Origin of the sequence: Urbifossiella limnaea (genome assembly GCF_007747215.1) — a bacterium.
Lineage (GTDB): Bacteria > Planctomycetota > Planctomycetia > Gemmatales > Gemmataceae > Urbifossiella > Urbifossiella limnaea.
Window position 1 is genome coordinate 310,948 of sequence record NZ_CP036273.1, and the last position, 14,118, is coordinate 325,065.

The window sequence follows — 14,118 nt, forward strand, 5'->3', positions numbered from 1 at the left end:
CCCGCGAGACGCGAAGCCGCAAGCGGCAGCGTCACCACCCGAGTTGCCGCTTGCGGCTTCGCGCTTCCCCGCGCAACGCCGCAACCGGCGGCGCGTAACCGCCCTGTAACACCGCGGGACGCGCGCCCTTCCCCCGCCGTCCGAACTTCGTCTATAAGACACCAGCCGTCGCCTCCCCCGGTCGAGGATTCCGTCATGCCCCGGTCGAAGCGCTTCCTCGCCGTCGGCGCCGCGCTGTGCGCCGCCGCCGTCGCCGCCGGGCTCGTCGCCACCTCCGACACCGCCGCCCAGCCGCGGCCCGAGCAGTGGAAGAAGGTGCAGGAGGCCGTCAACAAGGGGCTGCCGAAGACCGCCATCCAGGAGCTGGAGCCGATCATCGCGGCGGCGATCAAGGACAAGGCGTACCCCGAGGCGGTGAAGGCCGTCTGCACGAAGATCAACCTCGAAGGGAACATCCAGGGGAACAAGCCGGAGGAGAAGGTGGTGCGGCTGAAGGCCGCCATCGCCACCAGCCCGGCCGAGATGCACCCGGTGATGAACGCCGTACTCGCCCACTGGTACTGGCACTACTTCCAGCAGAACCGCTACCGCATCATCGGCCGCACCGCCGCCGGCGACACCACCGGCGACGACGTGACGACGTGGGACCTGCCGCGCATCCTCACCGAGGTGGAGCGGCAGTTCGACCGCGCCCTCGCCGCCGACGCGCGGCTGAAGGCGACGCCCGTCGCGCAGTACGACATCCTGCTGCAAAAAGGCACGATCCCCGACCAGTTCCGGCCGACGATGTACGACGTGCTGGCGTTCGACGCGCTCGGCTTCCTCTCCGCCGGCGAGCACGGGCTGACGAAGGGCGAGGACAGCTTCGAGATCGCCGCCGACAGCCCCGTCTTCGCGCCGGCCGCCGACTTCCTCAAGTGGCAGCCGAAGACCGACGACGCCGGCTCGCGGTTGCTCAAGTCCATCAAGCTGTACCAGACGCTGCTGACGTTCCACGCCGGCGACGAGAACCCCAGCGCCCGCCTCGACGCCGACCTGCACCGGCTCCGCTTCGGGCACAGCCGCGCCGTCGGGCCGGACAAGGACGCGAAGTACATCGCGGCGCTCGAGCGCTTCGCCACGGAGAACGACAAGCACGAACTCTCCGCGATGGCCCGGTCGCTGTGGGCGCGCGCCGAGATGGGCCGCGGCGACCGCGTGAAGGCCCGGCAGGTCGCGCTCGCCGGCAAGGCCGCGTTCCCCGACAGCCCCGGCGGCAAGCTCTGCCACAACGTCGTCGTCGAGATCGAGGCCCGGAGCATCCAGGTGAGCACCGAGCGCGCCTGGGCCGACCCGCAGCCGGACGTGCGCGTGACTTACCGCAACCTCAGCCGCGTCCACTTCCGGCTCGTGAAGGGCGACTTCGAGGCCCGGCTGCGGCGCAACCAGTGGCGGCCCGAGCAGATGGTCAACGACATCGATCGGAAGGAACTGCTGGCCCAGAAGCCGGAGCTGACGTTCACCCGCGACCTGCCGCCGACGCCGGACTACCAGGACCGCACCGAGGCGTTCGCGGCGCCGAAGGGCGTCGCCCCCGGGTTCTACTTCCTCCTCGCCAGCCCCGACGCGAGCTTCGGCGAGGCCGACAACGTCGTCAGCGTCTGCGACGTGTGGGTGTCGGACCTGGCCGTCGTCAGCCGGACGGAGCACGGCAGCCTGCGCGTCGGCGGGTTCGTGCTGAAGGGGAACCCCGGGACGCCGGTCGAGGGCGCGAAGGTTCAAATCTGGCACCGCCGGCCGCAGGGCGGGTGGGAGGCCGGCGAGACGAACACGACCGACCGCAACGGCATGTACGCCCTCACCGGCCGCCAGCAGCACGGCTACCTCGTCGTCGCCACGCACGAGAAGCAGCAGCTCGCCGGCGCCCACGACGCTTACCTGTACCAGCAGGCCAACGTCGAGCGGGCGCACGAGCAGACGGTGTTCTTCACCGACCGCTCGCTGTACCGGCCGGGCCAGACGATCCAGTTCCGCGGCGTCTGCTTCCGCACCCACTACTCGACCGACGAGTACAAGGCGATCCCGAACCGCGACGTGACCGTCGTGTTCAGCGACGTGAACGGCCAGGAGGTGGCGAAGCTGCAGGTGCGCACGAACGAGCACGGCTCGTTCTCCGGCAGCTTCACGGCGCCGCGCGACCGGCTCACCGGCCAGATGACGATTCACACGCCCGGCGGCCCGCCCGGCGCCACGCGCGTAGCCGTCGAGGAGTACAAGCGGCCCAAGTTCCTGGTGACCACCGAGTCGCCGCGCGAGCCGGCGAAGCTCGGCGCGGAGGTGAAGGTGCCCGGCAAGGCGGCGGCGTACACCGGCGCCGCCGTCGGCGGGGCGAAGGTGAAGTACCGCGTCGTGCGCGAGGTACGCTACCCGGCGTGGTTCTTCGAGTACTGCTGGTGGCGGCCGGTGCCGTGGCGGCCGGCGCAGGAGATCGCCCACGGCACCCTCACCACCGCGCCCGACGGCAGCTTCGACGTACCGTTCACCGCCGCCCCCGACCGGAGCGTGCCCGAGAGCGACGAGCCCACCTTCCGCTACACCGTGACCGCCGAGGTGACGGATACCACCGGCGAGACGCGCGTCGGCACGCAGAGCGTGGAAGTGGGCTACGTCGCGCTCCGCGCCACCGTCAGCGCCCCCGAGTGGCAGACGGCCGACGCGCCGGTCAAGCTGACGGTCGGCACCGCGAGCCTGGACGGCGCCGGCCGGGAGGCCGCGGGCACCGTGAAGGTGTACCGGCTGAAGACGCCCGAGCGGCCGGCGCGGGCCGACCTGCAGCAGTGGTTCCGGCCGCTGCCCGCGGGCGCGGCGCCGAAGCCCGACCCGACCAAGCCCGTGAGCTGGGAGCTCGGCGAGGTCGCGCACATCGCCGAGTTCAAGACCGACGGCAAGGGGAAGGCCGAGGCCGAGGCCAAGCTCCCCGCCGGCATCTACCGCGTGATCGTGGAGACGAAGGACGCCTTCGGCAAAGCCGTGACCGGCAAGGCGCAGCTGCTGGTGCTGGCCCCCGCCGCGGACAAGCTGAACGTGCCGCTGACGAACGTGGTGTCGTCGCCGAAGTGGTCCGTCGAGCCGGGCGGCATCTTCACCCTGTACTGGGGCACCGGCTACGAGAGCGGCCGGGCGTTCGTGGAAGTCGAGCACCGCGGCCGCACGCTGCACGCCTTCTGGACCGACGCCGGCAAGACGCAGACGACGCTGACCGTGCCCGTGACCGAGGACATGCGCGGCGGGTTCACCGTGCGCACCACCTACGTCCGCGAGAACCGCGGCTACCTGGAGACGCGGCACGTGGACGTGCCGTGGACGAACAAGCGGTTCACGGTGAAGTGGGAGACGTTCCGCAACAAGCTGGAGCCCGGCAAGCGCGAGACGTTCACGGCGGTGATCACCGGGCCGGACGCGAAGCGGGCCGCGGCGGAGATGGCGGCCACGCTGTACGACAAGTCGCTGGACGCCTACCGCCCGCACCACTGGCAGCAGGCCATCGGCCAGTTCCGCCAGGACCACTCGCGGGTGCAGCAGCAGTTCGAGAACGTGCCGCGGCAGCTGCACCACCTGGCCGGCCACTGGCCGAGCCGGACCGTCGGGTTCACGATGACGTACCGCGGCCTGCCGCCGGAGCTGACCACCAACTACCAGGGCTACGACTACTTCTCGCAGGGGCTCGGCACCGCCTGGGCGGCGAACCAGTACCGCGAGTTCGCCATGGCCCGCGGCGGCATGGCCGACGGGGTGCCGCTCCCGACGATGGCCCCGGCCGCGCCTCCCGGCCCCGCCGGCGCGATGCCGTCGGAGGCGCTCGCTGCCGGCGTCCCCGCCGACCGCCAGAACGCCCTCGCCGACAAGCGCGCCGGCGACGAAGCCGGCGGCGCGCCCGAGCCCGACCTGTCGAAGGTCGCCGCGCGGACGAACCTGAACGAGACGGCGTTCTTCTTCCCGCACCTCGTCTCGGACGCCGAGGGCGTCGTCCGCATGGAGTTCACCATGCCCGAGGCGCTCACCACCTGGCGGTTCATGGGCATCGCCCACGACCGCGACCTGCGCAGCGGCTTCCTCGACGGCGAGGTCGTGACCGCGAAGGACCTGATGGTGCAGCCGAACCCGCCGCGCTTCCTCCGCGAGGGCGACGTGCTCGAGTACCCGGTCAAGGTGTCGAACACGTCGGCCACCCGCCAGCAGGGGAAGGTGCGGCTGGCCGTCCGCGACGCGCGCACCGACCGCGGCCAGGACGCCGAGCTGGGCCTGGCCAACGCCGAGCAGGCGTTCGACCTGCCGGCCGGCGAGTCGAAGACGTTCAGCTGGAAGCTCACCGTTCCCGAGGGCGTCGGCCCGCTCACCTTCAAGGCCGTCGCCGCCAGCGACCGGCACTCGGACGGCGAGGAGGGCGTGGTGCCCGTGCTGTCCCGCAAGGTGCTGGTGCAGGAGTCGCTGCCGCTGCCGATGCGCGGCGCCGGGCAGAAGGACTTCGACTTCGCCCGGCTGCGGAACTCGGCGGGCTCGAACAGCATCCGCCACCAGTCGTTCACCATCCAGATGGTGAGCCAGCCGGCCTGGTACGCGGTGATGGCGCTGCCGTACCTGATGGAGTACCCGCACGAGTGCAGCGAGCAGACGTTCAACCGCCTCTACGCCAACGGCCTGGCGCGGCACATCGCCAACAGCGACCCGAAGATCCGCCGCGTGTTCGACCTGTGGAAGGGGACGCCGGCGCTGCAGAGCCCGCTGGAGAAGAACGCCGACCTCAAGAGCGTGCTGCTCGAAGAGACGCCGTGGGTGCGGCAGGCGGTGAAGGAGGGCCAGGCGCGGCAGAACGTCGGCATCCTGTTCGACGCCAACCGGCTCGACGCCGAGACGACGCGGCTGACCCGCCGCATGGCCGAGATGCAGTACCCCGACGGGATGTGGCCGTGGTTCCCGGGCGGCCGGCCGAACGAGTACATGACGCTGTACATCACCACGGGCTACGGCCGGATGCGGCACCTCGGCGTGAAGCAGGACGTGGCCCCGGCGGTGAAGGCCGTCACGGCGCTGGACGCGTGGATGGACCGCAACTACCGCGAAATCCTGCGCCACGGCCACCCGGAGAAGAACCACCTGAGCACGACGGTGGCACTGTACCTGTACGGCCGCAGCTTCTTCCTCGCCGACCGGCCCATCGCCAACGAGCACCGCGCGGCGTGGGACTACTGGGTGGGCCAGGCGAAGCAGTACTGGCTGCAACTCGGCCACCGCCAGAGCCAGGCGCACATCGCGGTGGCGCTGAAGCGCGTCAACGACGTGCCGGCGGCGCGCGGCATCATGGCGTCGATCAAGGAGCGGTCCGTCTCCAACGAGGAGATGGGGATGTTCTGGCGCGACCTGGAGCTGCAGCAGTTCTGGTTCCGCGCCCCGATCGAGACGCAGGCGATGATGATCGAGGCGTTCGACGAGGTGATGAACGACCAGCAGGCCGTCGAGGACTGCAAGGTGTGGCTCGTCAAGCAGAAGCAGACGCAGGACTGGAAGACCACCAAGGCCACCGCCGACGCCGTCTACGCCCTGCTCCTCCGCGGCGAGAACCTGTTGAAGTCGGACGCGCTGGTCGAGGTGACCGTCGGCAACCGCAAGATCGAGCCGCGGAACGTGGAGGCCGGCACCGGCTTCTACGAGGAGAAGTTCCTGCGGACCGAGGTGCAGCCGTCGATGTCGGCGATCACGCTGAAGAAGACGGACGCGGGCGTGAGCTGGGGCAGCGCCCACTGGACGTACCTGGAGGACCTGGACAAGGTGACCGTGTCCAACGAGGGGCCGCTGAAGCTGGAGAAGCGGCTGTTCCTGAAGCAGTACACGAAGCAGGGGCCGAAGCTCGACCCGTTCGCCAAGGCGCCGCTGGGCGTGGGCGACGAGCTGCTGGTGCGGATGGTGCTGCGGACGGACCGCGACATGGAGTACGTCCACCTGAAGGACCACCGCGGCAGCGGCACGGAGCCGGTGAACGTGCTGTCGCGGTACCGGTTCCAGGACGGGCTGGCGTACTACGAGAGCACGAAGGACACGGCGACGCACTTCTTCGTGGACTACCTGCCGAAGGGGAACTACGTGTTCGAGTACCCGCTGCGGGTGCAGCACCGCGGGGCGTACACCACCGGCTTCGCGGCGATCCAGTGCCTGTACGCGCCGGAGTTCAACAGCCACTCGGAGAGCATCCCCCTGGTGGCGCGGTAAGTTCCGACGCCGCTTGCGGCATCGCGTCGCCCCGCGCGACGCCGCAAGCGGGTTCACTTCTTGCAGGAGTGCCACGGCGCGCCGGCTGTTGCCTCACCGCCGCGCCGGGCCTGGCGCCGGCGGCCGATCACCCGGAGGCGGCGTCACTTCTTCTTCTTCCCCTCCGCCACCGGCCACGGCTCCACCTGCGCCCGCGCCGCCCACGCGGCGTAGCGCGCCGCCATCTCGCGCACCCGGTCCGGCTGCGCCGCCGCGAGGTCGTTCGCCTCCACCCGGTCGGCGGCGACGTCGTACAGCTCCCACGCGCCGCCGTGCTTCGCCACCAGCTTCCACGGCCCCACGCGCACGGCCCGGTTCCCCTCGTGCTCCCAGAACAGCGCCTCCCGCGCCACCGGGCCGCCCGCGAACGCCGGCCGCAGGCTCCGCCCCTCCAGCGGCGGCGCCCCCGCCGGGACCGTCGCCCCCGCCACGTCGTACAGCGTCGCGGCGACGTCGATGAGGTGGCCGGGGGTGCGGCAGAGCGTGCCGCGGGCCGCGACCCCGGCCGGCCAGTGGACCACGAACGGCGTGCTGATGCCGCCCTCGTGGACCCAGTGCTTGTACTCGCGGAACGGCGTGTTCGACACGTTCGCCCACCCCTCGCCGTACGCCACGTACGTGTCCGCCGGGCCGGGCATCACGTCCGGCCCCTGGCGCACCGGGAAGCCGTCGCGCGTCTGCGGCGGCACCAGCGCCGCCGGCAGCACCCCCGGCGCGATCGGCGGCAGCGACGGCGCCGCCGCCCGCGGGCCGTTCACGCGCCCCTTCGTCGTGTTACGTCCCATCGCTTCGGCGCAGCCGCCGTTGTCCTGGAGGTAGACGATCAGCGTGTTGTCGAGCCGGCCGGTGCGGCGCAACTCGGCCACGACGGCCCCGACGCCGCGGTCCATCCGCTCCACCATCGCCGCGTACACCTCCATGCACGCCGCCTCCCGCGGCTGGTTCTTCACGTCGGCCCAGCGGTGCGGCGCCGGGCTCATCTTCTGCGCCGGGTCGATCAGCCCCAGCTTCGCCGCCTTCTCGAACCGCGCGGCGCGGACGGGCTCGTAGCCGGCGTCGTACTTCCCGCGGTACTTGGCGACGGCGTCCGGCGGCGCGTGCATCGGCCAGTGCGCGGCGGTGTACGCCACGTACAGGAAGAACGGCTTGTCGGCGTGCTCGCGGGCGTGGTCGGCGAGGTAGCGGGTGGCGTGGTCGGTGATGGCGTCGGTGAAGTAATAACTCTCCGGCTTGTAGTCCGGGTCGGCGAACGGGGAGACGAGCGTGTTGTCGCGGCAGAGGGTGTACGGGTCGTAGAAGCTGCCGCCGCCGGAGATCATGCCGTAGAAGCGGTCGAACCCGCGCTGGAGCGGCCAGTTGTGCTTCGGGCCGGTCGCCGCCAGGTGGCGCGTGACGTGCCACTTGCCGGCCATGTAGGTGCGGTAGCCGGCGGTGCGCAGCACCTCGGCGAGGGTGCGGCTGGTGGGGCTGAGGTCGCCGCGGTAGCCGGGGCGGTTCCAGTCGGCCATCATGTGGCCCACGCCGGCCTGGTGCGGGTACAGGCCGGTGAGCAGCGACGCGCGGGTCGGGCAGCAGCGGGCGGTGTTGTAGAACTGCGTGAACCGCAGGCCGTTCGCCGCGAGGGCGTCGAGGTTCGGCGTGGCGATCTCGCCGCCGTAGCAGCCGAGGTCGGAGAAGCCCATGTCGTCGGCGAGCACGACGACGACGTTCGGGCGCGGTGCCTGGGCGGGCGTCAGCGACGCGGCGAGGACGGTGGCGAGCAGCACGGCGGTTCCCCGGAAGGTTGGGGCATCGTAGCCGGCGGCACGGCCCGGTACAATCACCGCGACCGCCGCACCCGACGGGCCGCCGATGGAAACCCAGCCGAGCGGGCAACCGCACCCGCCCCAGGACGCCACCGCCACGTTCCTGTCGCCGCCGCAGGCGGCCGACGAGGTCGGCCGGCTCGGGCCGTACCGCGTTCTCAAGGAACTCGGCCGCGGCGGCATGGGGGCCGTGTTCCTCGCCGAGGACACCACGCTGAAGCGCCGCGTGGCGCTGAAGGTGATGCTGCCGCACGTCGCCGGGGACGCGGCGCGGGCGCGGTTCCTCCGCGAGGCGCGGGCGGTGGCGGCGCTGAAGCACGACCACGTCGTCACCGTGTACCAGGCCGGCGAGGAGAACGGCGTCCCGTTCCTGACGATGGAACTCCTCGCCGGCAAGACGCTCGACGAGTGGCTGCGGCCCGACCGCCGCGCCACCCCGGCCCAGGTGCTGACCATCGGCCGGCAGATCGCCGAGGGTCTGGCGGCGGCGCACGCCGCGGGGCTCGTCCACCGCGACATCAAGCCGGCGAACATCTGGCTGGAGGCGCCGAAGGGGCGCGTGAAGCTGCTGGACTTCGGCCTGGCCCGCGGGGCCGGCGGCGGCGACCCCGGCCTCACCGGCACCGGCGACATTCTCGGCACGCCGGCGTACATGGCCCCCGAGCAGGCCCGCGGCCAGCCGCTGGACCACCGCTGCGACCTGTTCAGCCTCGGCTGCGTGTTGTACCGCATGGCCACCGGCCGCGTGCCGTTCCAGGGCGACTCGGCCTACGCGGTGATCGTGGCGGTGGCGTCCGAGGAGCCGGTGCCGCCGCGGGCCGTGAACCCCGACGTGCCGCCGGCGCTGGAGGCACTGATCGAGTCGCTGCTGGCGAAGGACCCCGCCGGCCGCCCGGCGTCGGCCGCGGCCGCGCTCGCCGAGATGCGGCGGGTCGCGGCCCGGCTCGACACGACGGAGAAGCTGCCGTCGGGCGACGCCGAAACGGTGGCGTGGCGCGACGAGTCGCGCGGGTCGCGGCGGTTCGTGATCGCCGGCGTCGCGGCGGTCGCGCTCGTGGCGGTAGTGCTGGTGCTGGTGTTCGGCCGCGGCCGCGATCCGGTGAAGGAGCCCGACGCGGCGCCGCCGGCGAAGGCCGGTGCGCCCGCGCCGGACCCGTCGGCCGCCGGCGAGCCGCCCGCGCCGGAGGTGCTGAAGGTGGTCGGGACGTGGGACCACACCCGGACGGGTGGGGTGAAGGCGCTGCTGGTGTTCACCGACGACGGCAAGGTGACCGGCAGCGAAGGGTTCCGCGGCAAATGGTGGCAGAGCGGCAAGTCGTTCGGGTTCGCCGGCGCCCACCCTGGGAAGGGGGCGCCGACGCTGAAGGTGAAGGGCGACCTCGACGCCGACGGGAGCACGTTCCGGCTGGTCAGCCCGAAGGGGACGATCGAGACGTGGCAGCGCCGGCCGTGACGCCGCCGCGGCTACTGCGACAGCCCGCGCAGGTCGAGCACCAGCGAGCCGATCGGCCGGGCCGAGGCCGGGCCGATCAGGTCGCCGCCGCCGGGCAGCGGCAGGCCCATCTCCACCGCCACGCACCGCTTCGCGTCGCCGGCCGCCGGGATCAGCCCCCACAGGCTCTCCGTCAGCGCCGACGCCATCTTGTCCTCCGCGGCGCGAACGACGCCCTGCACCCGGAAGCCCTCGTCGGCGTCGATCACCACCGCCGTGCCCGGTCCCGCCGACACCGCCGCCACCCGGTCGCCCGCCCACCACGCCGCCGTCGGCTCCGGCGCGTCCGACGGCCAGCGCAGGATCGGCCCCGTCTTCCCCTCCGACATGTGGGCCACGGCCCTCTCCTTCTTGCCGTCGGCGTCCGTCTCGAAGGCGTACACCACCCGCCCGGCCGGCGACACCGACAGGGCCAGCGACCGGCCCACGTCGCCGCCCAGCTCCGCGACCGCGCTGCCGCCGACGGCGCCGACCGCGCTCACCGCGTACACCGCGCCGCCGACCGCCACCACCACGCCCTGCCGGTTCGTCGTCACCGCCGTGCCGCGGCCGGCGACCACCTTCCCGGGCGCGGCCCGCGGCGGCACGAACTCGCCGACCTCCGCCTTCGTCGCCACGTCCCACACGTTCACCACGCCCGCCGTCGTGACCGTGACGACCTTGTCCGGCGGCTGCGTGAGGTACACCGCCGCCAGCTTCGCCGCCTTGTGCTCCGGCTTGGCCGCGAACGGGTCGAAGGCGTCGAGCTTCTTGGCCTTCTTCTTCACGTCCCACACGGTGACGCGGCCGGTGGTACGGTTGCCGATGGCGAACGTGCCGGCGTCGGCGGACAGGTCGCAGGCCGGGTCGGCGGCGCCGTCGCCGTCGGCCTCCACCTTCGCCGTCTCGCGGCCGCTGTCGGCGCTGAATAGCGTCAGCGTGATCTTCTCGCCGGCCCCCTGGAACCCGGCCGCCGACCGCCACGCCACGCCGATCTCGGCGTCGCGCACGCCGGGCGGGAAGAAGCGGCGCACCTCGGCGAACGGCACCGCCAGCGGCACCGGGTTGGACGCCGGCGCGGCCGGGTCCTTCGGCGCCGCCGGCCGCGGCGGGAACGTCAGCGGCTTCCCCGCCGGCAGCGCCAGCATCGCCCCGCTGCCGCCCTTCGAGCCCTTCGTCCCCTTCCCGACCCCCGGCGGCGTGGTCCCCTTCGAGCCCTTCGTCTCCTTGCCCTTGGCCGGCGGCTCCTCCTTCTCCGGCGGCGGGGGCGTCGGCTCGTTCGGCGGCGGGTCGAGCTTCTTCTCGTTCTTGCCGTCGCCCTTCGCCACCTCGCCGGGCTTGGTGTTGGCGAGGTAGACGAGCACGCCGGCCACGACGCCGCCGGCGACCAGCGCGAACACCGCCGCCGCGACGGCGATCTTGATCAGCCCGCTCCCGCCGCTCGCCTTGGGCTTCTTCCGCGGCGCGGGGGCGGCGTCCTCGTCGTCCGCGTCGCGCGGCTTGCGGGCGGCCTTCGGCGCGGCGGCGGGGGTGAACGAGAACGGGTCGCCGGCGTCGGCGGCCTTCGCCGGCGCCGCCGAGAACGCGAACGGGTCGGCGGGCGGGTCGTCGGCCACCGCGGCGGGGAGCGGCTCGTCGTCGGCGACCGACGCGGGGAGCGGTTCGTCGTCGTCCACGGCGGTGGCGGAGGGGATGTCCTCTTCGGGCGGCGGGGGCGGCTTCAGGGCGGGCGCGGGGGCGACGGCGCTGAGCTGCTGGCTGTCGCCGACGCTGTCGACGGCGGGCGCGCCGGGGATGCGGAACGAGGTGTTGCAGCGCTTGCAGCGGGCCTTCTTGCCGGCCGCGGTGTGGGGCGTCTTGAGGACGGCCTGACACCCCGGGCAGGCGACTTCGAGGAGCGGCATGCGGCACCCGGCACGACGACTGGAGGCGAGTATTTTCTAGCCTACACGCCCGCCGCACGAGAGGGAATGACGAATGACGAATGACGAATGACGAACACCGCGGGTCGTCATTCGTCATTCGTCATTCGTCATTCCCCGGGGTATCCTCACCGCACGCCCCCCGGAGGCTCCCATGTCCCGCGCCGCCCTCCTCCTCGCGCTGCTCGCCGCCGCCGCGCCCGCCGGGCCGGCCGTCTTCCCCGCCGGGTGGACCACCCACGCCCCGCGCGACGAGATCCGCCCGGCCTTCTCCTACGACCCCGCCGGCGGGCCGAAGAAGGACGGCAGCTTCGTCATCACCCACGACCGCCGCGACGGCCTGCACGGCTGGGTGCAGAAGGCGGTCCCCGTGGACGGCGGCAAGCACTACCGGTTCCACGCGGTGCGGAAGGCGACCGGCGTCGAGGTGCCGCGGCGGAGCGTCGTGGCCCGCGTCCTGTGGCAGGACGCCGCCGGCCGCGGCGTGCCGATGAGCGAGCCCGCCCCGAAGGGCTACCTCGTCGGCTTCACCGGCCGCGCCGAGGCCGAGCACCCGACCGACAAGCCGACCCGCCCCGACGGCTGGACCGAGGTGTCCGACACCTACCAGGCGCCGGCGAAGGCCGCCCGCGCCGTCGTGGAGCTCGGCCTGCAGTGGGCGCCGGGCGGCAAGGTGGAGTGGGCCGACGTGTCGTTCGCGGCGGTGCCGGCCCCCGCGCCGCGGACGGTGCGGCTGGCGACGGTTCACTACAAGCCGACGGGCAAGTCCGCCCGCCAGAACTGCGAGGAGTACGCGCCGTTCATCGCCGAGGCCGCGAAGAAGAAGGCCGACCTCGTGGTGCTCGGCGAGACGATCACGTACGTCGGCGTCGGCAAGTCGTTCGCCGACCTGGCGGAGCCGGTCCCGGGGCCGAGCACGAAGCGGTTCGGCGAGCTGGCGAAGGCGCACGGCCTGTACATCGCCGTGGGCCTCGTCGAGCGCGACCGGCACCTCGTCTACAACGTGTGCGTGCTGATCGGCCCGGACGGCGCGGTGGTCGGCAAGTACCGGAAGGTGTGCCTGCCGCGCGGCGAGGTCGAGGCGGGGATCGCGCCGGGGAGCGAGTACCCGGTGTTCGACACGCGGTTCGGCAAGGTGGGGCTGATGGTGTGTTACGACGGCTTCTTCCCCGAGGTGGCGCGGGAGCTGAGCAACCGCGGGGCGGAGGTGATCGCGTGGCCGGTGTGGGGCTGCAACCCCGACCTGGCCGCGGCGCGGGCGTGCGAGAACCACGTGTACGTGGTGAGCAGTACGTACGAGGACGTGTCGCGGAACTGGATGATTTCGGCGGTGTACGACCACGACGGCCGGCCGCTGGCACAGGCCCGCGCGTGGGGCACGGTGGCCGTCGCCGAGGTGGACCTGGGACGCCGGCTGCGGTGGAACAGCCTGGGCGACTTCAAGGGCGAGCTGCCGCGGCACCGGCCGTGAGGCCGTGAGTGATTTCAGGCCGAAGGCCTGACAGCCCTCAGCCCAGGGCAACGCCCTGGGAAGGCGGCACGAAGCACCCCGCAGGCTGAAGGCCTGCGAGCCGGCTCGCAGGCCTTCAGCCTGCAATGAACACCAACCCCGTACCCAGGGCGGCGGCCCTCCGGGCCTTGCCCTGGGCTGAGGGCTGTCACCCCTTCGGGGTGAAAACCAGCGGCCTCACCCGAAGTACCGCCCGAGGAAGTTCCGACTCTGCCGCAGCGCCCGCTGGCGGTCGGCGAGCGAGCCCTCGTAGGCGCGGTCCTCGACCTCGACGCACACCGGGCCGCTGTACCCCGCGTCCGTCAGCGCGGCGAAGAACTCGCCCCAGTTCACGTCGCCGAGGCCCGGCAGCTTCGGCACGTGCCAGCCGAGGCCGAGCGCCCCCACCTCGTACAGCCGCTCGCGGTCGATCCGCTCGTCCTTGGCGTGGACGTGGACGAGGTGCCGGCCGAACTCGCGCACGGCCCGGCCGCAGTCCACGAACTGCCACACCAGGTGCGACGGGTCGAAGTTCAGCCCCACCGTGCCGGGCGAAATCGCGTCGAACGTGCGGAACAGCTCGCGCCACACGGCCGGGGTGGTGGCGAGGTTCTTGCCGCCCGGCCACTCGTCCTCCGTGAACAGCATCGGGCAGTGCTCGATGCCGAGCCGCACCCCCGCCGCCTTCGCTTCCTTCACCAGCGGCGCCCACACGTCGGCGACTTCCGCGAGGCTCTTGCTCATCGACTTGGCGGGGTCGCGGCCGATGAACGTGTTCACCACGGTCACGCCGATCATGGGCGCGGCGCGGATGAGCTTGCGGAGGTGGTCGGCGACGCGGCCGCGGTGCTCGGGGTCGGGGTCGAGCGGGTTCGGGTAGTAGCCGAGGCCCGACACCTTCACGCCGTGGATGCGGAGCAGCTCGCGGACCTCGGCGGCGCGGGCGGGGGTGAAGTCGGACACGTCGAGGTGGGTGACGCCGGCGTACCGGCGGTCGGCCTTGCCGGGCGGCCAGCACATGAGTTCGACGACCGGGAAGCCCTCGTCGGCGGCGAACGCGAGGACTTCTTCGAGCGGCAGGTCGTGGAGGACGGCGGACACGAACCCGAGTTGCATGGGGCGCCTCCGGGGTGCGGCGCCGTCAGCGTA

General features: G+C 72.6%; 6 protein-coding genes. 3 read left to right on the top strand and 3 right to left on the bottom strand.

The features are described 5' to 3' along the window. Positions 1–195: 195 nt before the first annotated feature. Positions 196–6,243: an alpha-2-macroglobulin family protein gene (locus tag ETAA1_RS01375; protein ID WP_145233640.1), complete on the top strand. Its 6,048-nt coding sequence runs from the start codon at positions 196–198 to the stop codon at positions 6,241–6,243. Positions 6,244–6,386: 143 nt separating this feature from the next. Here ETAA1_RS01375 and ETAA1_RS01380 read toward each other — a convergent pair whose 3' ends face one another. Then, a complete protein-coding gene (locus ETAA1_RS01380) occupies positions 6,387–8,048 on the bottom strand; it encodes an arylsulfatase (protein WP_238389344.1) in 1,662 nt (553 codons plus the stop codon). 85 nt (positions 8,049–8,133) lie between these two features. Here ETAA1_RS01380 and ETAA1_RS32640 point away from each other — a divergent pair, with 85 nt between their 5' ends. Next, a complete protein-coding gene (locus tag ETAA1_RS32640; RefSeq protein WP_145233644.1) occupies positions 8,134–9,540 on the top strand; it encodes a serine/threonine-protein kinase in 1,407 nt (468 codons plus the stop codon). Positions 9,541–9,551: 11 nt separating this feature from the next. Here ETAA1_RS32640 and ETAA1_RS01390 read toward each other — a convergent pair whose 3' ends face one another. Continuing rightward, positions 9,552–11,462, bottom strand: a complete 1,911-nt coding sequence (locus tag ETAA1_RS01390; protein ID WP_145233646.1) for a zinc ribbon domain-containing protein — start codon at positions 11,460–11,462, stop codon at positions 9,552–9,554. Between the two features lie 172 nt (positions 11,463–11,634). On the opposite strand from ETAA1_RS01390, the gene ETAA1_RS01395 reads away from it, so the two are divergent. Beyond that, positions 11,635–12,951 carry a carbon-nitrogen hydrolase family protein gene (locus ETAA1_RS01395; RefSeq protein ID WP_145233648.1) on the top strand — a complete coding sequence of 439 codons (1,317 nt, stop codon included), beginning with the start codon at positions 11,635–11,637 and terminating at the stop codon, positions 12,949–12,951. Positions 12,952–13,167: 216 nt separating this feature from the next. Here the strand turns inward: ETAA1_RS01395 and ETAA1_RS01400 are convergent, their stop codons facing one another. Continuing rightward, a complete protein-coding gene (locus ETAA1_RS01400; RefSeq protein ID WP_145233650.1) occupies positions 13,168–14,085 on the bottom strand; it encodes a sugar phosphate isomerase/epimerase family protein in 918 nt (305 codons plus the stop codon). Between the last annotated feature and the right edge of the window lie 33 nt (positions 14,086–14,118).